Origin of the sequence: Candidatus Caldatribacterium saccharofermentans, from assembly GCF_050267035.1 — a bacterium.
GTDB classification, from domain to species: Bacteria; Atribacterota; Atribacteria; order Atribacterales; family Caldatribacteriaceae; genus Caldatribacterium; species Caldatribacterium saccharofermentans.
On sequence record NZ_CP187957.1, the window covers coordinates 479,832 to 502,259 of the forward strand.

Below are 22,428 nucleotides of genomic sequence, written 5' to 3' on the forward strand. Positions count from 1 at the left end.
GCGGTCAATAACTTTCCTAAGCCGGGGTTATGACGAGGCCAAGGTCTCTGATCATTTCCAAATCCAGGGAGGATTCTCGACCTCGGGTAGTGAGGTAGTTACCGGTCATGAGGGAGTCGGCACCCGCCAGAAGACCCAGGGGCAGGAGCTGTCGCAGGGTTTTTTCCTTCCCGCCACAGAGCCTGATGTTCTTGTCGGGAAGGATAAAACGAAAGATCGCCACGCTCTTTAGGGCTTCCCAGGGTTCCATAAGGGGTCGATGCTCCAGAGGGGTACCTGGAATGGGGTTGAGAAAGTTCAGGGGAACAGAATCAACATCCAGCTCGCGAAGGAGCAAGGCCAGTTCCACCCTTTGGGCCGGGGTTTCCCCCATGCCCAGGATACCTCCACAACACACCTTCAACCCTGCTTCCTTAGCTACCTCAACGGTAGCTATGTCCTCGGCAATGTCGTGGGTGGTACAGATTTGGCGAAAGAAACTCGGCGCCGTTTCCAAGTTGTGATGGTACATACAAAGCCCGGCTTCCTGTAACTCTCTGGCCTGTTCTGGCGTGAGGAAGCCAAGGGAAGCGTCGGGCCAAATTTTTCCTTCCTTAGCGATAACCTCAACTGCCCGAAGGATTTCCCGCCACTCTTCTAGACGGCTTATCCTGGTGCCGCTAGTGACGATCCCGAAGCGGTGGACTCCACTGGCTGCGGCACTGCGGGCACGCCTTATCAGTTCTTCAGCAGGAAGAAGGGGGTAGACGTCCACTGCCGTGCGGTGGTAGGTGGACTGAGCGCAGAAGGCACAATTCTCTGTGCAACGCCCAGATTTGGCGTTGACAATGGAGCAGAGCTCAACGGCATTGCCCTTGTAGGCCAGGCGTATCCGGTGGGCCGCTACAAGCAGGTCCAGCATGGCCTCTTGTGGCAGGTCAAACAGTTCAAGGGCTTCCTCCCGACCAATATTACCGCCGGAAAGAACGATTTCCAGCGCCTTCTGGATAACAGGAAACACCACAAGTTCCCCCTTGGAAAAGGATTGCTCAGTTAACCATAAGTATAAACAAGGTTAACGTATTTCTCAATTATCCCTCAAGACTCAGCAGGGTCAGAAAGTACAGGGCTCATGGAGAGCGACAAAGCTCAGACAATGGACGTATTGGGTATTTGAAAAGGAACAAACGCCAGATTGCAAGGCACACAGGAGTAGGTTGAACTACCAAGATCGCAACAAATCCTCACCAAGTCCAGGGGTTAAAACCACCCGGACAGAGCTGATACAGGTCCTGCTTTCCTGAACTTGCAAAGCACACTGCAGTTCGCTAACATTCCCTTACAAAGGAGACAAAGGAGGTTGTGCCATGTACCGGGTGACGCTGATACCGGGAGATGGAACCGGACCAGAAATCATCGAAGTCGCAAAAAGGGTTATCGAAGCCACCGGCGTGCCCATTGAATGGGACATCCAGGAAGCCGGTGCAGAGGTCATCGAAAAGTACGGCACTCCCCTTCCACCACAGGTCCTTGAGTCCATCAGGCGAAACGGTGTCGCCCTGAAGGGCCCCATCACCACGCCTGTGGGGACAGGGTTCCGGAGTGTGAACGTTGCGCTCCGGAAAGAGCTCGACCTTTACGCCTGCGTCCGACCCTGTAAGACCTACCCGGGTGTCCGCTCCCGCTATGAGAACATCGACCTTGTGGTCATCCGGGAGAACACCGAGGACCTCTACGCTGGGATTGAGTTCGAGCGGGGCAAACCCGAGACTCTGGAATTCATCGCCACTGTGGAGCGCCTGGGAAAGGGGAAAATCCGTCCGGATTCTGGCATCAGTGTGAAACCCATTTCGGTCTTCGGTGCGGAGCGCATCGTGCGATTCGCCTTCGAGTACGCCCGAAAGCACAGGCGCAGAAAGGTCACCGCAGTCCACAAGGCCAATATCATGAAGTACTCCGACGGGCTCTTCCTTGAAGTCGCCCGGGAAGTGGCCAGAAACTACCCCGATATCGAATTTGAAGACCGCATCGTCGATAACATGTGCATGCAGCTTGTCCAAAAGCCTGAACTCTACGACGTCCTTGTGCTCCCGAACCTCTACGGAGACATCGTCTCCGACCTTGCCGCTGGACTCGTCGGAGGACTGGGAGTGGCCCCAGGAGGAAACATCGGTGACCACTATGCGGTTTTTGAACCGACCCACGGGAGTGCACCGAAGTACAAAGGGCTCCACAAGGTGAATCCCATCGCCACTATCCTCTCAGGAGTCATGATGCTCCGCCATCTCGGAGAGGAAGAAAGAGCAGACCTCCTTGAGCGTGCTGTAGCCGCCGTCATCCGGGAGGGGAAAAAGGTCACCTATGACCTGAAGCCCGATCCCAGCGACCCGGAAGCGGCGAAAACCTTTGAAGTGGGCGAGGCCATCATCGAGAAGATGGAGGAGCTGAAAAGAGGACGAGGGTGCTCCTCGTCCAGCCCCCATCTCCAGGAATCTACGACCTCATCGGCCTGAAACTCCCACCCCTTGGTCTGGCGTACCTTGCGGCGTCATGCCGTACCCACCACGAGGTCGCCATTGTGGACCTCCAGGTTGAGGATGCAAAGCGCTTTGAGGAAGAACTCAAGCGGTGTGACCTTGTGGGCATCACGGCGACCACGAGCACCTTTCCCGAAGCCCTCCGGATAGCCCGGAAAGCCAAAGACGAAGGTCGGTTGGTGGTCATGGGTGGGTACCATGTCACCTTCAGGGATGAAGAGGCCTTAAGAAGTGGCGTGGTGGACTATGTTGTGCGGGGGGAGGGAGAGGAAATCTTTGTGAAACTCCTTGAAGCCCTGGAGCGGGGAATACCCCCGGAGAACGTCCCGGGAGTTTCCTTCCTGCGGGAGGGAACAATCTTCCGCACGCCCGCTTCTTTGCCACCTCAGGATCTCGATGCTTTGCCCTTCCCGGCCCGGGATCTTTTACAACTCTCCAAATACTGGATGACCCAGCTTGAGGGAGAACCCCTGGTGAACGTCCTGACAAGTCGTGGATGTCCCTTTGCCTGCAAGTTCTGCGCTTCCTCCCACTTCTCGGGGAGGAAATGGCGGGCCCGTTCCCCAGAGAACATCCTCCGGGAGCTTGAAATCCTCTACTTCGACTGGGGATTCCGGGCCGTGGCCTTTGTGGACGACAACTTCACCCTGCAGCCTGAACGGGTGGAGCGCCTTTGCGAAGAGATTGAGCGGCGACGTTTGAAGCTCTGGTGGTGGTGCTTCTCCCGGGCGGATACCATCGTCCGCAATGAGTCCCTGGTGAAAAAGATGGCCAAAGCCGGGCTCCGCATGGTGTACCTTGGCCTTGAGAGTGCTGAGCGGGCCATTCTCGAAGACTACGGGAAGCAGCTCACCCAGGAGGTAGCCAGGAAAGCCCTGGAAATCCTCCGCAAGTACGGAGTAAGAAGCTGGGGGTCGTTCATCCTCGGAAGCCTCCGGGAAACGAAGGCTACCATCCGGAAAACCGTTGAATTCGCCCGGAAAATCCGCCCAGACATTGTGCAGTTCTCCCTCCTCACGCCTTTCCCCGGAACAGCGCTTTTTGAGGAGCTCCAGAGGGAAAACCGCATTCTCCACTTCAGCTGGTCGCTCTTTGACGGTGCCCACCCTGTGGTGAGGCTCGATACCTTAAAGCCCGGGGAGCTTCGTCGACTGCTCATCTCGGCGTACCTTGAGGTGTACCGGGGATGGCATGCCCTGCCACAGGTTGTGCAGTTTTTGCGGAAAATCTGTACCGTGAAGATTCCCTTCCTTGCGCATTTTAAGGAACAACTCTATCTGAAGGAGCGGATGAGCCGTGAAAATCCTTCGCTTTCTGCATCCTGAGCGACGCACGCCCTCCTGGGGAAAGCTCCTTGAGGGAGACGTGGTCGAGGAAATCACCTCTCCCTTTGGAAAGGTAACAGAACGGGGAGCACGCTTCTTCCTCAGGGATCTCTGGATCCTTCCCCCTGTGCGACCGAGCAAAATCGTGGCCGTGGGCCTCAACTACAAAGACCACATCGCTGAGCTTGGCCAGAGCGTTCCTGAAAACCCCATCCTTTTCCTGAAGCCCCAGACGGCGGTCATCGGGCCAAAAGAACCGATTCTCCTTCCTCCCTGTTCCAGCCGGGTGGACTATGAGGCAGAACTTGCGGTGGTGATGAAACGACGGGCCTTCCGCCTGAAAAAAAGTGAGGTCCGGGACTATATCCTCGGCTACACCTGCTTCAACGACGTCACAGCCCGGGATCTCCAGACCAAAGACGGGCAATGGACACGTTCAAAGTCTTTTGACACCTTCGCCCCCCTTGGCCCCTGGATTGAAGACGAGCTCGACCCGGGAAACTGCACAGTACGGTGTTTTGTGAATGGCACCCTGAAGCAAGAGGGCAATACCCGGACGCTTCTTTTCCCGGTGGAGGAGCTCATCGTGTTCATTTCGGAAATCATGACCCTTCTTCCCGGGGACGTCATCGCCACGGGAACCCCAAAGGGCGTTGGACCACTTGCCCCCGGGGACATTGTGGAAGTGGAGGTTGAGGGTATCGGCATCCTCCAGAATCCCGTAGCCACAAGGTAGAGCACAATGGGCCAGGTCCTTGGGTTGATGTTCGCCCTCATCGGCCTTGGGTTTCTCCTGCGGATTCTCCGGGTTTTCCCGAAAGAGACTGCTCCTTTACTCAATCGCTTCGTCCTCTACGTGACCTTCCCATGTCTTGTCTTCCGTTCCCTCCAGGGAGCCGCCTTAGATCGGAGGCTGTGGAGCATCCCACCCCTGGCCTACACAGCCATCAGTGCTCTTTTTCTTCTGGCCTTCCTCATAGGGTCGAAGTACTTCCGCCTTCCCCCCAAGCGGGCGGTGAGTTTTGCCATGGGTGCGGCTTTCGGCAACACCGCATTCCTGGGGTACCCGTTCATCCTCGCCCTCCTTGGGGAAGAGGGGTTACCGGCAGCCATCTTCTACGACCAGCTCGGGAATTTCCTCTCAGTCTACACCCTGGGGGTAACGTTTTGTGTTTTTGGGAAAACGGGGAAATTTTCGGGGAAAAACGTCACAGAATTCCTGAAGCTCCCTCCCTTCAACGCCTTCCTCCTGGCACTCCTCCTCAACGGCCTTCCCCTGCCACCCTTTCTCCTTGGTGTCATCAACCGCCTGGCCGATGCCACCGTTCCTCTCACTATGGTGGCCATTGGCCTTTCCCTTTCTCCTGCAAGCCTCTCCAAAGACGCGCCACTCCTCGGCGTCTCGGCCCTCCTCAAGCTTCTTGTCCTTCCCCTTGTGGCTTTAGGGCTTGTGAAGCTCTTCCCCCTTCCTCCGCTTTACGCGAAGGTCCTTGTGCTCCAGTCGGCCACACCGACTCTGGTGAGTTCCTATGTTTTCGCCTCGGTGTATGAACTTGATACCGAACTCTCCTCAAGCATCATCTGCGCAACGACGCTCATTGCTTTGGGAAGTCTTCCCCTCTGGAATCTCCTCCTTTAGCCTCAGGAAAACCCTCATGGGGCCAGCCACAAAGATGTCTCCCTCAGCCACCGCCTCAAGGACCACCGTTCCTTCCCGCTTCTCGAGCTCCTGGCGTATCTCGCTCAGGTTCATCGCCGAAATCACCCCGACCTTCCCTTCTTGGGGGAGAACCCCCCGCTCCACCCCCAGGACGTTGAGGTCCCGGAGCATTTCTGCAAGCACAAGGTCAGGACTGGTTTTCCCCCGCTCCAGTGCTATTCTCTTCCTCAGGATGACCTCACCCTGGGCAAAGATTTTCCGGTTCTCATCAATCACAAAGCGGGCAACGACCGGTTCTCCCCGGAGGGTATTGAGGGCGGCCACAAGACGCACCACGTACTCCTTCGTTGCTCCAGAGAGCCTCTGCACCGCTTCCCGGAAGTTCATTTCCTGGACGAACACCACCCCCCTCCCTTCCCGGTCCTGCCCCGCTCCCCGCGCCTGGGCAACAACCGTTGCCCGCTGAATGAGGGCAAGGAGGAAGTTCTCCGCTTCTTTCCGGGTCATCCCCGGCTGGGCCACCACTCGCAGGATTTCCTCTTCATCCCGGAAGACAATCTCTCCTTGCCGCACCGCCAGGAGATTGGCCCGAAGACGGGTAAGTTCCATCTGCAAAGACTGGATTTCATCCTGGAGGGTCTTCCGCTGTTCCTCAAGTTCAGCAACACTCTGGGAAAGCGACTTCACCTGTTCTTCGAGACTGGCTTTGGAAATCGAAAGCTCTTTTTCTTTTTCCGAGAGCGCCGTGACCTGTTCCTCGTACATCTTGACGGTCTTCTGCATGTGCTCAAGCTGGACATTCCGCTCCAGAATTTCCCGGTTCAGCGACTCAAGCTGCGCTTTCAGCTCCTCCATCCCAAAAAGCGCCGTACGCACGTCTTTTGAAGCCAGGCTCAGAATGGCGAGCGTCACCGTGGAGATGAGAATCCCCGTGAGGACGCTCACAAGAATCGCCGTGTAGCGGGGACGGAGGGCGAGGACCGAGAGTTTCCGTTTGCCAATACGACGGCCGAGGAAATCCCCCACGTAGGCAATGACACCGCTTAGAAGGAGAAGCACCAGAACGAGCAGGAAACCACCTGTGCCCATTGTCCCACCTCACTGCGCAGAATCCTGCCTCAAGAGGAGCATACTCCCCCCGAGACCTCCGAGGATATTCGGTATCCACGTGCCAAGGGGAGGAGGGAGTACTCCCCCCTCGGCGAGGGTACTCATGATGGAGAAGAGGACGTAGTACCCGAAAACGATGAGAACACTCAACCCGATGCCCAGGGCCCTCCCTGAGCGGGGCGAGGCAACCCCAAGCGCCACACCAAGAAGAGCAAAGACCAGAGCCGCAAAGGGGATAGCGGTCTTGTGCCAGAGGAGAACCTCAAGGTGTCCTGTGGCCTGACCGCGGGCTCTCTCCTGAGCGATGTAGGCCCGGAGTTCTGCAAAGCTCATCTCCTGGGGGCTTTTCCTGGTCTTGAGGATGCCTGAAATGGTTTCCTGTGTCTTTGCCCTTTCCCGGGCGAAACGAACGACCCGCTCGACCTCACCGCGGTCGTTCACCTCGTAGTATACCCCATCTTCAAAAACCCACTGACCGTCAGCCACCCGGGCCCGGGCCGCATTGATGATGCGCCGGAGTTTCTCCTTCTGGTACTCCTGGACCACGACCCCCCGGAGGATCTCATGGTGGGAGTCTATCTCCCGGACGTAGAAGATGCGTTCCACCCCCTCCTCACTGACGTCCCGGAAAAACGTTCGTTCTTCCACCGGCCAAAAGAAACCCCTCCCGGACCAGATTTCCTTCAATTTCAGCGCCGAAAGGGGAAGCGCGACCTCCTGAAGAAGGATAGTCCCCACGCACACCCACAGGGCAAAGAGGAAAAAGGGAGCGAAGAACCGGGCAAGGCTCACCCCGCAGGACCGAAGGGCAATGATTTCACTGTCTGCAGCCATCCTTCCGGTGACAAGAAGCACCCCCAGAAGCAGCGCCATGGGGAGGACGTAAACGAGGAGTTGCGGGAGGCTCAGGAAGAAAATGGCCACAACCTTCTCCCCTGGAAGGCCTTCTCGAAGCCACATCCGGGCCAGGCGAAAGAGGAGATCTCCTGCGCTCAGGATGGCCACAAAGAGGCAAACCCCAAAGAGAAACGACCCACTGACCTGCTTGAGTACATACCGGTCAAGCACTTGCATATTCAGAGGTTGAACCGTTCTCCAAGATAGTACCGGCGGCTCAATTCCGATTCAATGATTTCTTTCGGCGTTCCCGAAACCAGAATCTTCCCTTCAAAGATGATGTAGGCCCGATCGGTAATGGCCAGCGTTTCCCGAACGGCATGGTCAGTAATGAGAACACCAATGCCTCTTCCAGCCAGCCCCCGCACAATGTTCTGAATGTCCTCCACGGCTATGGGGTCGATGCCTGTGAAGGGCTCGTCAAGGAGGATGAAGGAAGGGGAAGTAGCCAGAGCTCTGGCAATTTCCAAACGTCTTCGCTCGCCGCCTGAGAGGAGGTTGGCCACCGATTTCGCAAGATGCGCAATGCCAAACTCCTCAAGGAGCTCATTCCTCCGCTGTACCACTTCTTTTCGGGAAAGCCCCTGCATTTCCAGGACAAGATCAAGATTTTCCTGAACCGTGAGCCGGCGAAAGACTGAGGGTTCCTGCGGGAGGTACCCAATACCCATACGGGACCGGAGATACATGGGGAAGTGGTTGAGCTCAAGGTCGTCAAGGAACACCTGTCCTCCTGTGGGCCGGATAAGGCCGACAAGCATATAGAAGGTGGTGGTTTTCCCCGCGCCATTGGGGCCAAGGAGTCCCACGATTTCCCCCCGGTGAACCGTAATGTCGACTTCGTTCACCACCCGCTTCCTGCTGTACTCTTTCGTCAGGCGCCGACCGGAGAGGACACTCCAGTTTCGCTTCATTGCATCCCTTCCTTGGGAGGGACAAGGAAAATCTCCACGTTGCCCTCCACCTTCACCTGAAGGGTATCGAGGTTGACCGTGATGCGTTCCCCTCGAAGGCGGTTGCCCTCCCGCTCAAGCTCTGCTCTTCCTTCAAGGATCAGGAAACTGGTCCCCTCGGTGTATCGCGCCTGCTTCGCGCTCCCCCACCATCCCTCCCGCCGGATTACTGCCTCCTGCCCCTGCCAGATCTTCTCAGCGAAATGGTACTCTGCTCGGGAAAAAGTCACCTGAAAACCCTGGAAAGTGAGTACAGGATTCCCGGTGAACACCGCCACACCCTGAGGGAAATCGAAAAGTCCCTCCCGGGCTCCAAAGCTCATGTCCTTCCCGGTCCCCGAAAGGTTCAGGACGTGGAGGACGTTGGCCTCTCGGGAATACAAGAGGGAACCTATGTGAACCGTGAGACCGTCAAGGAGAGCAGTGATATCACCGCTTGAGCGGACCTCCTGGGCCTTGACGTCCACCTCGAGGGTGGGGCAGAAAATCTCAAGATTCCTCCAGCGCAGGGTGGCCTCGTGGGCCACGATTTTCCCTGTTCTTTCGTCGTATTCTGCTTCCTGAGTCCGCACAAGGAGCACATTTTCCTCTTCTCCCCAAAGCGCGCAAACCAGAACGAATACGACCAGGACAAAACATCCAAGAACCAGAAGCCATCGTTTCATGGTTTTCCCATCTCCAGCCGCACCACAACATTCCCCCGCAGGTACGCCTTCTTCTCCGCTACATTATAAACCAGCTCGTTGCACTCTGCCCTCACTCCCCGACCAACAAAGCGCACCCCCGCCACCGTGAACTCTTCCCGCTCTCCCTGCCAGCTCAATGCTTGCCCGAAAAACTGCTCCCCAGTCGTCACATGGCGAAGCTCCACACCCTCGAGGAACACACTCTGCGTCCCAAGGAGAACACGCCCCCTCAGAGCCCGCACTTCATAAAGCGGCGTGCCTTCACGAAAAAACGTTCCGACAATCGAGGACAGCACCACTGTGTCGCCCTGCTTCTCAATGTGCGGGGCCCTGAGGGTCCACTCCCTGCCTCTTGCGCCGACTTTCGTCACCTCGGCCTCCTCAAGGAAGATGGTCGTCCGCTTTTCCTCTACGGGGGGTTCCTGAAGGGTCACCGGGTGGGGGATGACAAAAAAGTACCCAACAAGCAACCCCAAAAGGGCAAGGGAACCCAGAAAGAGCAGTACCCCCCTGGAGTCACTCTTTGGCACCATCGACCAGGAGGTAGTACACGTGCCGGAAACCTCTGGCCGCCAGGGAGGCGGCAAAGGCTTTCCCTTCGGTGCTGGTTGCTGCAAGAATAACGTAAACGCCCTGGGGGTCAAGGTGGGAAAGGTCATCCCCGCTTCTTGCGACCTCATAACGGAGACCTGGCTTCTCAGGGAAGGGGTTCGTGCCATGCCCCCGGAGATCTAGAAGCACCACCCCGTCGAGAACTTCGAGGAGGTTTCGAACCTCAGGAAGCAGAAGACCCCGGAACCACAGGATACGGTCGAGCTTCCTCCGGATGGTGGCCTCATCGCTTCCCCCAAGAATCACATCGGCAATCTTCCCCTGGGGATCGATGAAAAAGAGCGTGGGAAGCCCAAAAATCCGGTACGAAAAGGCAGTCTCTCCTCGCTCATCAAGAAGGATGGGGAAGGAAAGACCCAGACCTTCCACGAAACGTCTGACCTTCTCCCCTGGCTCCTGCAGGTCGATACCAAGAACAAGCAGGGACGCCTTTTCCCGGTACTCGCGGTAGAGCTTGTCAAGAAGCGGCAGTTCCCTCTCACAGTACGGACACCAGGTGGTGAAAAAAGACAGAACGACCGGCTGGCCCCGAAAGTCGGCGAGGGCATATTCTTTTCCGTCTAAACCAGGAAGGCGAAAAGCCGGTGCTTCCTGAGCTCCGGCTTCAGGAAGAACACATACCACCACAAAGAGCACGACAAAAAGCCCGAAAACTCTCTGAATGCGCATGAAAGTAGCCTCCTTCAGGTTCGCGGGGCATTCTGGGGGAGGAAAATCTCTTTGAGGGTGTGCACCATCTCTTCGGAGGCGAAGAGAGCGTCCCGGTTCTTCTGCACGAGAGACCGGTAGAGTTCTTCCCGGTAGATAGGGACGTCCTTTGGGGCAAGGACCCCAAGACGAACCTTCCCCCGTTCAATGGCGACTACCCTGACCTCAATGGTATCGCCGATGCGAATGCTCTCATTGACCCTCCGGGTGATGACCAGCATTGACTTCCGCTCCCTGCCCCTTGAGGACGAGGGGGTGATACAGGGTGTACCGTTCATCCTCAAGGATGATTTGCTTCCCCATCTTCAAGGTACAGTTTATCACAAGTGGGGCCAGAAGGTTAACACCTATTTCCTGAGGAGAACGGACACTCATGATGGCGAGAACGATGACCTCGTCGCTTTTCGTGATTCCCAGAGCTTCGCACTCGGGAGAGGGAATTTCTACCTCGTACCCCGGGAAACACACAAAGGGGTCACACACGGCAAAGACGATGTCCGGGTCGTCCACGCTCTGCAACCAGAAAAATCCCCGATCCTCAAGGAGGAGAAAGCGGTGGAGGTGCTCAAACCCGGGAATACCCCAGGGGAAAAGGAGGATTTTGCTCTCCTCAACCTCAACATCGCCGAAATACCTCGTGGTCACCTTCAAGGCGCTTCCCTCACCGCAAAAAGTCGAGGAGCGTCGGTTGCATGAGTCTTGCCGCAGCTGCCAGAGCCATCTGGTACACATTCTGATGCTCCTGAAGCTGCACCACAACCTCGGCAACGTCGATGTCCTCGTCAAGGGAAAGGAGCTTTTTGAAATTCGTGGTGAAGTCCTCGAAACGACCCAGGGCGTTCTCCAGGCGAAGCGTGCGGGCACCGACTTCCGCCCGGACCTTCAAGAGGAGATCCAGAGCCTGGTCCAGTTTCTCCAGGTCCTCCCCAGAAACAAGGTCTACCCGGTTCTCTCGAAGATGCTCCGCAAGGTCCCGGACCACCTTGAGAATCCCCCAGGCCTCCCGAGAGTTCGCCGGATCAAGCATCCCCGAGTCCTGAAGGAACGTACCCGAGACATCCACAAGGTCGATGGGGGTTTCCGTCCGGGAACGCAGGAAAAGCCGCTTGCCATCGGTGAAGGCGTACACCTCTTCTTTGAGGGCCGGATCCTCGTTGATGCGGCGGACAAGGTCCTCAAGGGTCGTCATGGTGCCATCGATTTCGATTTCCACACCGTTTATGGCAAAGCGTTCCCCCACTGTCAGCGTTATGCCTTCGTTACTCTGGACCTCAAACCCCCGGAAGAAGAGGCCATCCCCGGGTACCCCAATCGCCACCACCACCCCCTCGCTGATTTCCCTCTGGATGGATGCTCCGTTCCCCTGATACGTAAGGCGGCCACCGGCAAGAACAAAGGGCGTGGTAAGGGTTTCGGTTCCGGAAAATACGTACCTGCCAGCATAGGCGGTATTGCCGATTCCCACGAGCTCCTCAAGGTACTTCTCCACCTCGGTGGCGATCATGGCGCGGTCTTCAGGAGTGAGTGTTCCGTTCGCCCCCTGAACGGCCAGCGTCCGTACCTTCTGGAGGACGCTGGTGGCCTGGTTGAGACTTGTGTCGGTGAGGTTGAGCCAGCTCAGTCCGTCCTCAACGTTTGCAGTGTACTGCTCGAGCTTCCGGATAGATGTGCGCAGAAGGAGCACGTGGTTGAGCTTCACCGGGTCATCCGAGGGACGGCGGAGGGTTTTGCCTGAAGAGAGCATATCCTGCACCCGGAGGAGCCTCTCTGTAATATTGTACAGATTCGCCATGACCTGGTCGGTGATCATCCGGTGGGTAACCCGCATCCTCTCACCTCTACCTGATCCTGTTCACTAAGGTGTCGAGCATTTCATCGATGGTACGCACAAGAAGGGAAGCCGCCTGGTACGCATACTGGTACCGGATGAGGTTGGTCATCTCCTCATCAAGAGACACCCCCGAAATCGACTCCCGGCGGTTTTCAAGCTGCTGCACAAGAAGCTCCTGATTCTTGGCGATGCGCTGGGCTTCCTCCCGTTCCACTCCCAGACGGGAAACAATCCCCCGGTAGAAGTCGTCCGGGGTGGACCCGCTGACCACAGGTCTACCTCTCAGCTGGGCAATGGCCAGGGCGTTTCCTCCGTCTCCCGGAGCACCACTCAGGGAGGCTGCGATCTTTTCCGGGTTTTCAGGGATCTCTGGGTTCACTGCAAGGTCTTTCGCCCCGTCTCCGATGAAGAAGTCCCCGCCTCTTTGAGGTGGTTCCTCAAGGGTAAAGCCCATCCGGTGTACCGTGTTCACTGCATCCCGGAGACCCATGGCCAGGGTATCCAAGGCCTCCTGGTACTTCGGGACAATGACATCCCGAAGGTCGAGAATTGCCTTAAGCTCTCCGTTCTGGTACGTAAAGTCCACCCGAGGGCCGTTCTCCAGAAAGACCTCGTACATTCCCGAGGCGTTCGGGGAGAGATTGAGGAAACTCCGCTCCCGGTCGTTCACAAGAATCCTCCCCTGGAGCACGATGGTGTAGGTCCCGTTCTGGTTCTCTTTGACCTGGACGCTGAGGACCTTCGAGAGATTCTCAACGAGAACATCAAGCTGGTCTTTGTAGTCGTTGATGTTGCCTCCTGCTGGGGCCACCCGGACAATCTGCTGGTTGAGGTCGTAAATCTGCTGGATGTAGTTGTTCACCTCCTGGACCTTTATGGCTACCTCTTCGTTGAGTTCGCTCCTCTGGGCCTCAAGCTGCATGTAGGTGTGATTCAGCGCCTGGGCAAGAAGACTCCCGGTCTCAGCCACAAGGACCCGGGAAGCCTGAGACTCGGGAGATTTCGCCAGTTCCTGCCAGGTGTTCCAGAAACGGTCAAAAATCTGGGAAAGACCACTCTCACCCGGTTCCCCGAAAATCACCTCAACCTGTTCCAGCCCCTTGTCTATCGTGTTCCAGTACGCTCCGGTACGGGATTCCTGGCGAATCTGCAGGTCCAGGAATTTGTCCCGCATTCTCCGGATTTCGTCCACGTCGGTCCCAAGACCTATGTTCTTGAGGTGAGGTGGAACGAAAAGACCACTCAAAGGAACAGTCTCCTGCAAAAGGTGAGGAACCTGGCGGGTGTACCCTGGGGTATTGGCGTTGGCAATATTGTGGCTTGTGACGTTCATCGCTGCCTGGTGTGCCTGCAGCGCCTTTCGGGCAATTTCCAGTCCAAGGAAGATAGTGCGCATACCCTTCCCCCCTACACAACGCCGTCGATGAGAATCCCACGGACGCTACTCCTGAACCTCTCACCCCGTGGGGGTCCGTAATAGGGGCTGTTTTTTTCTTCCTGCCGCTCCGCCTCCCGGAGGAGTAAAGAGAACACCACATCGATGTAGTTCAGAACATCCTCGATGAGCAGGGCATTCTGCCGGTTGAGCTCCTGGAGTTCCCGAACCACCCGGGAGAGTTCCCCCTGAAGGGTGTGGAACTCCTCCTTGAGATCCGCATCGGCAAGCTCAAAAACCCTCGAGAGGCTCATCTCCTGCTCTTCTGGGAAAAACTGCCGTTTCATCTCCTCCCAGATGTTGCCTAACCGCCTCTCCACTGCACAGGTCTGGAAGACCAGTTCCCCTTCTTCCTCAAGAAGAGGCACAAGGGCCTCAATGTCGTTTTTGAGGAGGAGTGCCTGCTTCTTCCGGGCAATCTCAAGAAGTCTCTCTTGGAGCCCAAGTTCCCTCTTGAATCCCTCAAGAAGATGCAGGAAGTACTCACGCTGAGTGGTCAACACGTTCACCCTCGCTCACGATGAAATCCACCGCTTCGCGGTAGAGCATCTTCCGGGCAATCTCTACACCACCTGGGTGGTACTGACCTTTCTCAAGGCGCTCCCGGAAAGCCGCCACGAGCTCCTGTCGGACAGGAGGAATCTCCCGCAGGCGTTCCTTCAGGACGCTCATCCTCTGGGCCTCAAGAGAGAGAGCGAGGGAATCGCCCTGAGGAGATACCCGGAGCACCTCTCCTCGCTTCTGTCCTCTGGCTCTCTCGACGTACACCTGGAGAAGGCTTTCCACCTGATTCCCAGAAATCTTCACGCTCCATCCCCTCTTTTCTTCCCCTTCTGCCCCTATATATCGACGCCTTTTGAGTTTTCTTTAGCCCTGTTCCTTCTTTTTCTTCAGCGCATCTTTAAAGTAGAAATCAGGCCCTGAGGGTTTTTTCTTCTCACCGCTCTGGATGAGCTGAGCGACTTTCCGGCGACACTCCTCACAGAGACGTCCCGCAAGAATTGGCCTGCCGCATCGCTCGCAGAAAAGTTCAAGGACAGGCTGCACCTCAGACGCAACCTGCAGCCGTCCCTCCTTCACGAACTCCAGAATCACCTTCTTCTCCACACCAGTGGCCTCGCTGACCTCCTCAAGCCGCGCCTTGGGATGCCGGCGAAAGAACTCCTTCACCTTCTGGAACTCCTCTTCTTCTTTGGCCAGACACGCCGGACAGAGGTCCCGCTCGATGACCTTCTGGAAAATCGCCCCACACCGCTTACACTTTGCCAGGGTCACGGAACTTCCCTTCTTTCACGAGACGCTCAAAAAGGAACTTCCCCAGGCCCACCCCTCCCTGGGCGCTCGCTCTTCTGGCCACCTCCTCGACCCAGAGTTCCCGAAACCACAGCTCCTCCCGACTTGAAAGCGAAGAAGAAAACACCGGCACAAACGCCCGCCTGAACACAAACCCCAGGAAAAAGGCCTCGAAATCACTGCAGGCCTTTTGCATCATTTTCAACGATTTTTCCTCTCCTGTCAAATGTCCTGAGCACTTCCCCTCAACGCGCATACCCTATCCCTCACTGAATCACGAGTTCCCCCTGCAGCGCCCCTGCCTCTTTCAGGGCCTGGAGAATGGCGATGAGATCCCTTGGACTCACCCCCAAAGCGTTGAGCACCCGCACGAGGTCATCAATGGTGTTGCCTGACTCCACCCGGAAAAGACGGGCTTCCTGCTCCTCCACCTGAACCTGTGTCTCTGGCACCACCACGGTTTCCCCCGGCGAGAACGGTGGGGGCTGGGACACCTCGTACTGGGTCCTGATGGTTACGGTAAGGTTCCCATGGGCTAAAGCCACGGGGAGAATCCTCACGTTCCCCCCGATGACGATGGTCCCGGTGCGCTCGTTCACCACCACCCGGGCCGGAGCATCAGGCGTCACCGGAATCTCCCCCAAAAGCGCCACAAGCTGGGACACCCGGTCCCGGTAGTGCTCGGGGATGCGCACCTCCACCCGGTTGGCATCAAGAACCCGGGCAGCGTCACCACCAAGCTCCACATTGATGGCCTGAGCGATACGGGAGGCGGTGACAAAATCGGGGTTTCGGAGAAGGAGCGTGAGGGTTCCCCGGGCAGCGTTGAAGAAATTCGTCTCCACTGCCCGCTCCACAATGGCTCCACCGGGAATCCGGCCCACCGTAGGGTGGTTCCTCTGTACCTGGTTTCCCCCTCCTCCACCAACGTTGAACCCCCCGATGGAAACCGGCCCCTGGGCTACCGCGTACACCTTTCCGTCCACCCCTTTGAGCGGGGTGAGGAGTAACACTCCTCCCTGGAGGCTTTTGGCGTCCCCCAGCGAAGAAACGATGCAGTCGATGCGCTCCCCATTCCGAACAAAGGGAGGGAGCTCTGCGGTCACAAGAACCGAAGCGACGTTCCGGGAACGCACAAGCTGCGAGTCCACAGGGATACCAAACTTTGCCAGGACGTTCGCCAGGGCCTGGTTGGTGAAGAGGGTGCTCTGGCTGTCTCCGGTGCCCGAGAGCCCCACAACCAGCCCGTACCCCACGAGTTGATTCCCCCGCACGCCCTCGATGTCGGTGATATCCTTAATCCGTACCACCTCTGCCCAGAGGGGCAACGCCAGAAGCACGCAGAAGACGCTGATGAGAACGCTCAAAAGCCGCCTCATCTTCTCCCCTCTAAAAGAGCACGTCAAGAATGGAACCGAAAAGTCCCTGGAGCACCCCAAGAAGCCCACCCCGCTTTTTGGGCTTGAGCGTCCCTTCAAGACGAATCACCACGTCCATTACCTGGGTGGAAGAAATGGTGTTCTGTGGCGAGAGCAAACGGGGGTCGATGGTTCCCTCAATACTCAGGGTTTCCCGCTCCCTGTTGAGGAAAATCTCTTTCTTGCCCGCGATGCGAAGGTGACCATTCTCGAGAACCTCCACAACCCGGCAGGCGATGACACCACTTAAGGTGACACCCCGGCTGTACGAACGCTTCCCCGTTTGAGAACTCTGGTGGTTGAGCTGCGCCGGGGGAAGAAAATCAAAGATTCCCTGGCCTGCTTGAAGCCCAACCTGTGTTTCGTTACTCCCCTGGGATGAAGCTGTGGCCGTTCCCTTGGTCTGTTCTTCAAGGATCACCGTGACCACATCTCCGACGTCTCTGGCCCGTTCCGCCACGTAAGGCTCTGAGAACCACCCATCATCTCGCCAGAGGGATTCTCCGAAGACCACACCTCCCAAAAGCAGGCAAAAACCGACAAAGAAACCAAAAAGCCACCTCACTGGACCACCACCCGCACAGTCCGCTCATCAACAATGATGCCCTCCACCCTCTTCCGGGAGGAGGTATTCTCAACAACAATGCGATCTCCTAAGGTCCCTTCCCCCCTGGCCTTCCCCGTGGTCGTCACCACAATGCCCCCGTATTCTGCCACCATCGTCACGAGGTCTCCTCGCTTAATAAGGACGTCCTTCCCCAAAGCGGTGGGCACAACAGGATCCCCCGCTCTGATGGTCTTTCGCACCGGTTTCCCCAGAACCTCTTCAAGGGCGGTGCAGGCCTTTTCGGTTGCAAAAGACACTGGCTCAACGCTCACGGTGACGTCCTCCGGGTCGATGGTCTCGTGAACGGTTAGGTCTTTCCTGGCCCGAACCACAGGACGGTAGACTGAAAGAGCAAACCGCACCGTTTTTCTCTGCGTCCCATCGCTTGCAACGATATCTGCTCCCTGCACTCCCCAGGGTTTCAGGGTCCTTGGGAGCACCACCGCAAACTCCGGAGTAGGGAGGACTATCCCGGACTCCTCAAGGAGGGTCACCTCAATCCGCTCAGCCCCAGGGAAACGCTCCTTCAAAGCCCTGTGAATCTCTTCCTCCAGAGTTTCCCGGGCCACCGGCGTTCCTCCTCGCCGCACCCGGGAGACGCTGGCCCCAGAGAAGTAAATGTAGTCAAGACCCGGGACCCTCTGCCCCACCACCCGGGCGTAGATTTCCTGGGGCGAAACCACCCGTTCCCCCTGAGGGGGTAAAACTCCAAGGCTCAAGCCCCGCAGGACTTTCTCCCACTGGGGGTCGGGGTAGGAAACCTCGGCCACGTCTCCCAGCGTTAGAACCTCCTGAAAGACCACAACCTCCTCCCTGAGGCGCACCTCAAGGGTGAGCGCAAAGGCCGAAGACACCGCGCTCAGAAGACCAAAAAGCGCAAAGGCCCCTGCCCATCGCCGCAAGCGGCCTCACCTCTTCATATTGTTGGTGATGCTCATCATCTCATCAGCGGTGGTGACCGCTTTGGCGTTAATTTCGTAAGCCCTCTGGGCAGAAATCATCCGGACCATTTCCTCCACAATCTGGACATTGGAGGTCTCGAGAAACCCCTGAGCCAGCGTCCCGAAACCCCCAAACCCCGGGGTCCCCACCTGAGGATCACCTGAAGCTGCTGTAGCCACGTAGAGGTTCCTTCCAATACTCAGGAGTCCTGCGGGGTTCACGAAACGAACTAGCTCAATCACTCCGACTTCCTGAGGTTCCGTCTCCCCGGGCATCTTCACCGTGACCGTCCCGTCCTGAGCAATGGTGATGGACTCAGCCTCCTGAGGAATGGTGATAGGAGGCTCAAGAGGGAATCCATCGTTTGTGACCATCCTTCCCTGAGCATCGAGCTTGAAAGACCCGTCTCTCGTGTAGGCCACCGTTCCGTCGGGGAGAAGGACCTGGAAGAACCCATCCCCCTCGATCACGAGATCCAGCGGATTCCCCGTCTCGTAGATATCACCCTGGGAGAAAATCTTCTGAATGGCCGCCGGTCGCACTCCAAGACCCACCTCAATCCCTGAGGGAACCTGGGTCTCGGGAGAAGTGGGAGTCCCCTTGAAGCGGATAACCTGGTACATGAGGTCCTGGAAGTCCACCCGGCTCTTCTTGAACCCCGTGGTGTTGACATTGGCGAGGTTGTTGGCAATCACGTCAAGGTCGAGTTGCTTAGCCTGCATCCCCGTAGCCGCCGTCCATAGCGCTCGAATCACCGCTCTCCTCCTCCTATCCCAGACGAGGGATGTCATTCACCGCTTTCTCCAGCGTTTCATCCTGAGCCATCACGGCCCGCTGGGTGAGCTCGTACTCTCTGAGAGCCTCAATCATCCGCACCATGGCTTCCACAATCTCCACGTTGGACCGCTCCAGAAACCCCTGCCGGACGGTGTACCGCTGAGCCACCTCGGGCACCACCCCTCCTGGCGCCCGGAAGAGGTTCTCACCCTGTTTCTCCAGAAGGCCAGGATCAGCGAACCGCACAATCCGGAGTTTCCCTACCACCTCTTCCCCCACCCGGACATTGCCCTCTCCATCCACCACCACTTCTCCTTGCGGAGGAAGTACGAGATCGCCCCCCTCTCCCTGGACGGGATACCCCCCCGGAGTCACCAGCCTCCCATCGGCACTCCGCAGGAAATTCCCGGCCCGGGTGTATGCTTCGCCTTCCCCGGTCATCACCACGAAAAACCCCTCACCCTCGATGGCGAGATCCAGAGGATTCCCCGTCATCTCCAACCTGCCCTGGGAAAAATCGGTGGTGAACTCCACCTGGGGCTGCACGACAAGGGGAAGTTCGCCCACGAAGGCTGGATACTCCCCAGGGACAAAGCGGAAAAGTTCCGCCATTCCCCCTCCCTCAATGGAGAAGATGTCCTTTTTAAAGCCCGGGGTGTCGATATTGGCAATGTTGTTGGCAAGGATAGCCTGCTTGATCTCGTGGAGATTGAGCCCTGAAAGGGCAGTGTAAATTCCCCGGATCACCCTATCACCTCCCGCAAGGAGGGTGATAAAGAAATATGCCAAAAAGAGGGAGTTACAGGTGGGAATTTTTGAGGAAAACCTGAAGGAAGTTCTCCCAAAGACGCGCCTTCAGGTCCTCGGGGCTTTTCCCCAAAAGAGCGGCGAAAAAGCTGGCCGTCTCAATGAGGAATGCCGGCTCGTTTCTTGCGCCCCGTTTTGGTTGAGGCGCAAGATAAGGCGCATCGGTCTCGAGGAAAAGACGCTCAGGAGGAACCATCCGTGCCACCTCCCGGAGACGAAATGCCTTCGGATAGGTCACCACACCGCCAAAAGATACGTACCATCCCCGGGAGAGGACACGCCTGAGGAATTCCGAATCTCCTGAGAAGCAGTGCCACACTACAGGGACGTTTCTGGCTTTTTTTGCGAGAATCCGGAAGACGTCCTCCTCTGCATTCCGGGAGTGTACCACAAGGGGAAGGCCGTATTGCTCAGCGAGTTCCACCTGAGCGGCAAAAACGACTTTCTGCTCTTTTTTGTAAGTTGTGTCCCAGAAGTAATCGAGGCCAACCTCCCCCACCGCAAGGATTCTTTCCTCTTTGAGAAGGCGCTCAAGAGGCAAAAGGTCAACCTCTCCCTTCACCTCTTGAGGGTGTATCCCCACACACCCGTAAACCCCGGGATAGAGCCGGATGAGCTCCACGACCTTTTTCGAAGACTCAAGAGAAGTCCCGGCAGTGACAATGTACGCCACTCCCACTCTCCGGGCACGGGACAGTACCTCGGGGAGATCCTCCCGGAAGGCCTCATCGTCAAGGTGGGCATGAATATCGACCCAAAAGGTCATCGCACCCTGCTTCCCGGAGCGATGTCCCGATCAACGGTGACGAGGCTCACCTTCCCCTGCCCGTCATCGGCAGCAAGGAGCATTCCCTGGGACTTAATCCCCCGGATGACCGCGGGCTCAAGGTTGGTAACCACCACAACTTTCTTCCCTACCATTTCCTCCACTGAGTAGTATGGAGCCAGCCCGGCAACCAGGGTTCGCTCCTCCGTCCCCAGGTTCACCCGAAGCACCATGAGGGCCCGGGTTCCTTCCACCCGCTCGGCACTCACCACTTCTCCAACCCGAAGGTCAATTTTTTGAAAATCTTCAAGGTGGATTTCCTGAGATTGCACTTCATCCAACCTCCTCTTACCCCTGCAGGCGAGGAAACAGGGGTTCAGGCTGCGCCACAGAGAACACCGACGGGCCCTTCCCCCAGTCGCACAACGCCAGGGGATTGCGATCCCTCAGGATCTCTTCTACCCCCAGGTACTGCAAAAGCCTCGTTGCAGTCTCCGGCATGAAGGGGAACAAGAGCACCCCAAGTATCCTCCCGCAATCAAGAAGCCTATACAGTACCCGATCGAGCTCCTCCCCAAGATCCGGATCCTTTGCCATCCGCCAGGGGGCCTTCTGGTCGAGGTACCGGTTGCCGAAGTGCACAAGACGCCAGATCTCTCCGAGGGCCTGAGAGAAAGCAAAACGGTCCATAAAGGTGAAGAACCGTTCTCGAACCTCCTGAAGGAGCTCTTCCCACTCCCGGTCTTCATACTGGGAAGGTCTCGCCACCCGGCCATTCCGGTACTTCCAGACCATGTTCAGCGTCCGGTGGATGAGGTTCCCGAAGTTATCCGAAAGGTCCGCATTGCTCCGCTCCACAAACGCCCGCTCCGAAAAATCCCCATCCAGCCCAAAGCTCACCTCCCGCATGAGGAAGTACCGGAAGCGATCCACACCAAACCGGGCAATGACCTCAAGGGGGTCCACCACATTGCCCTTGGATTTGGACATCTTCTCTCCTTCTACCGTCCACCAGCCATGGGCGAAGACCCGCCGGGGGAGAGGAAGCCCCGCCGCAAGGAGCATGCTGGGCCAGAGGACAGCATGGAACCGGAGGATGTCCTTCCCCACGAGGTGGTGGGCCGAAGGCCAGAAGGTCTCAAAGAGTTCCCTGTCCCTCCCAAACCCCACCACCGTGAGGTAGTTGATGAGCGCATCGAACCAGACGTAGATGGTGTGATTCGGGTCTCCGGGAACGGGAATCCCCCACCGGACCCCCAGACGGGAAATGCTCTGGTCTTTGAGGCCCCCCTTCACGAAACTGTAGATTTCATTGAAGCGGCTCTCCGGCATCACAAAGTCGGGATGCTCGTCAAGGTACCTCAGGAGAGGCTCGGTAAATTTCGAGAGGGCGAAGAAATAGCTCTCCTCCCGCAGGCGCTCAAGGGGCCTGCCGCAATCAGGACACACCAGGCGCCCCTCAAGCTGCGCTTCCGTCCAGAAGGTCTCACAGGGTACACAGTACCATCCCTCGTACTCACCCTTGTAGATGTATCCCTTCTCCTTGAGGAGGAGGAAGAACGACTGAACGGTTCTCTCGTGTTCAGGGTCGGTTGTCCTGATGAACACATCGTGGGAGATGTGCATCCGTTTCCAGAGGTCCTGGAAACGGAGGACTACCCGGTCCACGAGTTCCTGGGGAGTAAGACCGGCATCCTGAGCGGCCCTGGCGATTTTCTGCCCGTGCTCGTCGGTTCCCGTGGAGAAGAGCACCCGTTCCCCTCTCATGCGGTGGAAACGGGCCAGAACGTCGGCAGCGCAGGTGGTGTAGGCATGCCCAATATGGGGAACATCATTCACGTAGTAGATTGGCGTCGTGATATAGAAACTCCCATCCATCCCCTGTCCCCTCGTTTCCCACATTTTGCCCTTAAAAGTACCGCACTTTCCGGGCGCTGTCAATCGCCTGGCGGAGAACACCACGTGCTTCTCCCTCGAAACTGCAGGACCGAAGGGAGGCCACGGGGCGAAATTATCTCCCATTTGACATAACCTGATATTTTGACTATAATAGAGAATGCTTGCAACGTTCAAACCCTCGTGCGG

General features: G+C 57.2%; 27 protein-coding genes. 4 read left to right on the forward strand and 23 right to left on the reverse strand.

Going from position 1 to position 22,428, the window contains the following annotated elements:
* Positions 1-16 precede the first annotated feature (16 nt).
* The gene (gene bioB, locus ACPT9Q_RS02435) at positions 17-1,000 is read right to left on the reverse strand and encodes a biotin synthase BioB (RefSeq protein ID WP_427366163.1); all 984 of its coding nucleotides are present in this window, start codon (positions 998-1,000) and stop codon (positions 17-19) included.
* Between the two features lie 346 nt (positions 1,001-1,346).
* On the opposite strand from bioB, the gene ACPT9Q_RS02440 reads away from it, so the two are divergent.
* From ACPT9Q_RS02440 to ACPT9Q_RS02455, 4 genes are read left to right on the forward strand one after another with little or no spacing between them, the layout of a single operon-like run.
* The gene (locus ACPT9Q_RS02440; protein ID WP_427366164.1) at positions 1,347-2,492 is read left to right on the forward strand and encodes an isocitrate/isopropylmalate dehydrogenase family protein; all 1,146 of its coding nucleotides are present in this window, start codon (positions 1,347-1,349) and stop codon (positions 2,490-2,492) included.
* Positions 2,441-3,841: a B12-binding domain-containing radical SAM protein gene (locus tag ACPT9Q_RS02445; protein ID WP_427366165.1), complete on the forward strand. Its 1,401-nt coding sequence runs from the start codon at positions 2,441-2,443 to the stop codon at positions 3,839-3,841. The genes ACPT9Q_RS02440 and ACPT9Q_RS02445 overlap by 52 nt, the downstream gene beginning before the upstream one ends.
* Positions 3,813-4,577 carry a fumarylacetoacetate hydrolase family protein gene (locus tag ACPT9Q_RS02450; RefSeq protein WP_017872708.1) on the forward strand — a complete coding sequence of 255 codons (765 nt, stop codon included), beginning with the start codon at positions 3,813-3,815 and terminating at the stop codon, positions 4,575-4,577. The genes ACPT9Q_RS02445 and ACPT9Q_RS02450 overlap by 29 nt, the downstream gene beginning before the upstream one ends.
* Positions 4,578-4,583: 6 nt before the next feature.
* Positions 4,584-5,480: an AEC family transporter gene (locus ACPT9Q_RS02455; RefSeq protein WP_427366166.1), complete on the forward strand. Its 897-nt coding sequence runs from the start codon at positions 4,584-4,586 to the stop codon at positions 5,478-5,480.
* Here the strand turns inward: ACPT9Q_RS02455 and ACPT9Q_RS02460 are convergent.
* From ACPT9Q_RS02460 to metG (ACPT9Q_RS02565), 22 genes are all read right to left on the reverse strand, one after another.
* Positions 5,412-6,590, reverse strand: coding sequence for a DUF3084 domain-containing protein (locus tag ACPT9Q_RS02460; protein WP_427366167.1), 1,179 nt, complete (start codon positions 6,588-6,590; stop codon positions 5,412-5,414). The genes ACPT9Q_RS02455 and ACPT9Q_RS02460 overlap by 69 nt on opposite strands.
* A gap of 9 nt (positions 6,591-6,599) precedes the next feature.
* The gene (locus ACPT9Q_RS02465) at positions 6,600-7,685 is read right to left on the reverse strand and encodes an LptF/LptG family permease (RefSeq protein ID WP_427366168.1); all 1,086 of its coding nucleotides are present in this window, start codon (positions 7,683-7,685) and stop codon (positions 6,600-6,602) included.
* Positions 7,686-7,687: 2 nt separating this feature from the next.
* Positions 7,688-8,422, reverse strand: coding sequence for an LPS export ABC transporter ATP-binding protein (gene lptB, locus ACPT9Q_RS02470; RefSeq protein ID WP_427366169.1), 735 nt, complete (start codon positions 8,420-8,422; stop codon positions 7,688-7,690).
* Positions 8,419-9,126 (reverse strand): LptA/OstA family protein, encoded by a 708-nt coding sequence (locus ACPT9Q_RS02475; RefSeq protein WP_427366170.1) that lies wholly within the window; start codon positions 9,124-9,126, stop codon positions 8,419-8,421. Before ACPT9Q_RS02475 ends, lptB begins: the two co-directional genes overlap by 4 nt.
* Positions 9,123-9,680 (reverse strand): LPS export ABC transporter periplasmic protein LptC, encoded by a 558-nt coding sequence (lptC, locus tag ACPT9Q_RS02480; protein ID WP_427366171.1) that lies wholly within the window; start codon positions 9,678-9,680, stop codon positions 9,123-9,125. Before lptC ends, ACPT9Q_RS02475 begins: the two co-directional genes overlap by 4 nt.
* Complete coding sequence (locus tag ACPT9Q_RS02485; protein ID WP_427366173.1) at positions 9,664-10,428, reverse strand: TlpA family protein disulfide reductase; 765 nt, start codon at positions 10,426-10,428, stop codon at positions 9,664-9,666. Before ACPT9Q_RS02485 ends, lptC begins: the two co-directional genes overlap by 17 nt.
* Positions 10,429-10,442: 14 nt before the next feature.
* Positions 10,443-10,688: a carbon storage regulator CsrA gene (gene csrA, locus ACPT9Q_RS02490; RefSeq protein ID WP_017872700.1), complete on the reverse strand. Its 246-nt coding sequence runs from the start codon at positions 10,686-10,688 to the stop codon at positions 10,443-10,445.
* On the reverse strand, positions 10,660-11,112 hold the full coding sequence (gene fliW / locus ACPT9Q_RS02495) for a flagellar assembly protein FliW (protein WP_427366703.1): 453 nt from the start codon (positions 11,110-11,112) through the stop codon (positions 10,660-10,662). Before fliW ends, csrA begins: the two co-directional genes overlap by 29 nt.
* A 16-nt stretch (positions 11,113-11,128) precedes the next feature.
* Positions 11,129-12,295: a flagellar hook-associated protein FlgL gene (gene flgL, locus ACPT9Q_RS02500; RefSeq protein WP_427366174.1), complete on the reverse strand. Its 1,167-nt coding sequence runs from the start codon at positions 12,293-12,295 to the stop codon at positions 11,129-11,131.
* A gap of 10 nt (positions 12,296-12,305) precedes the next feature.
* Positions 12,306-13,694, reverse strand: a complete 1,389-nt coding sequence (gene flgK / locus ACPT9Q_RS02505; protein ID WP_427366175.1) for a flagellar hook-associated protein FlgK — start codon at positions 13,692-13,694, stop codon at positions 12,306-12,308.
* Between the two features lie 11 nt (positions 13,695-13,705).
* Positions 13,706-14,233, reverse strand: coding sequence for a flagellar protein FlgN (locus ACPT9Q_RS02510; RefSeq protein ID WP_427366176.1), 528 nt, complete (start codon positions 14,231-14,233; stop codon positions 13,706-13,708).
* Positions 14,217-14,540, reverse strand: coding sequence for a flagellar biosynthesis anti-sigma factor FlgM (locus tag ACPT9Q_RS02515; RefSeq protein WP_017872695.1), 324 nt, complete (start codon positions 14,538-14,540; stop codon positions 14,217-14,219). The genes ACPT9Q_RS02510 and ACPT9Q_RS02515 overlap by 17 nt, the downstream gene beginning before the upstream one ends.
* A 60-nt stretch (positions 14,541-14,600) precedes the next feature.
* Complete coding sequence (locus ACPT9Q_RS02520) at positions 14,601-15,008, reverse strand: hypothetical protein (RefSeq protein WP_017872694.1); 408 nt, start codon at positions 15,006-15,008, stop codon at positions 14,601-14,603.
* Positions 14,989-15,231, reverse strand: coding sequence for a hypothetical protein (locus ACPT9Q_RS02525; protein ID WP_427366177.1), 243 nt, complete (start codon positions 15,229-15,231; stop codon positions 14,989-14,991). The genes ACPT9Q_RS02520 and ACPT9Q_RS02525 overlap by 20 nt, the downstream gene beginning before the upstream one ends.
* A gap of 61 nt (positions 15,232-15,292) precedes the next feature.
* Positions 15,293-16,405 (reverse strand): flagellar basal body P-ring protein FlgI, encoded by a 1,113-nt coding sequence (locus ACPT9Q_RS02530; RefSeq protein ID WP_427366178.1) that lies wholly within the window; start codon positions 16,403-16,405, stop codon positions 15,293-15,295.
* A gap of 10 nt (positions 16,406-16,415) precedes the next feature.
* On the reverse strand, positions 16,416-17,009 hold the full coding sequence (locus tag ACPT9Q_RS02535) for a flagellar basal body L-ring protein FlgH (protein WP_427366179.1): 594 nt from the start codon (positions 17,007-17,009) through the stop codon (positions 16,416-16,418).
* A complete protein-coding gene (gene flgA, locus ACPT9Q_RS02540; RefSeq protein WP_427366180.1) occupies positions 17,006-17,953 on the reverse strand; it encodes a flagellar basal body P-ring formation chaperone FlgA in 948 nt (315 codons plus the stop codon). Before flgA ends, ACPT9Q_RS02535 begins: the two co-directional genes overlap by 4 nt.
* Positions 17,954-17,959: 6 nt before the next feature.
* Entirely contained in the window at positions 17,960-18,748 is a 789-nt protein-coding gene (gene flgG / locus ACPT9Q_RS02545; RefSeq protein WP_017872689.1) for a flagellar basal-body rod protein FlgG, read from the reverse strand.
* Positions 18,749-18,761: 13 nt separating this feature from the next.
* Positions 18,762-19,517 carry a flagellar basal-body rod protein FlgF gene (flgF, locus tag ACPT9Q_RS02550; RefSeq protein WP_427366181.1) on the reverse strand — a complete coding sequence of 252 codons (756 nt, stop codon included), beginning with the start codon at positions 19,515-19,517 and terminating at the stop codon, positions 18,762-18,764.
* 52 nt (positions 19,518-19,569) lie between these two features.
* Positions 19,570-20,343, reverse strand: coding sequence for a TatD family hydrolase (locus tag ACPT9Q_RS02555; protein WP_017872687.1), 774 nt, complete (start codon positions 20,341-20,343; stop codon positions 19,570-19,572).
* Complete coding sequence (gene metG, locus ACPT9Q_RS02560; protein ID WP_017872686.1) at positions 20,340-20,675, reverse strand: methionine--tRNA ligase subunit beta; 336 nt, start codon at positions 20,673-20,675, stop codon at positions 20,340-20,342. The genes ACPT9Q_RS02555 and metG (ACPT9Q_RS02560) overlap by 4 nt, the downstream gene beginning before the upstream one ends.
* A gap of 16 nt (positions 20,676-20,691) precedes the next feature.
* Positions 20,692-22,221, reverse strand: a complete 1,530-nt coding sequence (gene metG / locus ACPT9Q_RS02565; protein WP_427366182.1) for a methionine--tRNA ligase — start codon at positions 22,219-22,221, stop codon at positions 20,692-20,694.
* Positions 22,222-22,428 lie beyond the last annotated feature (207 nt).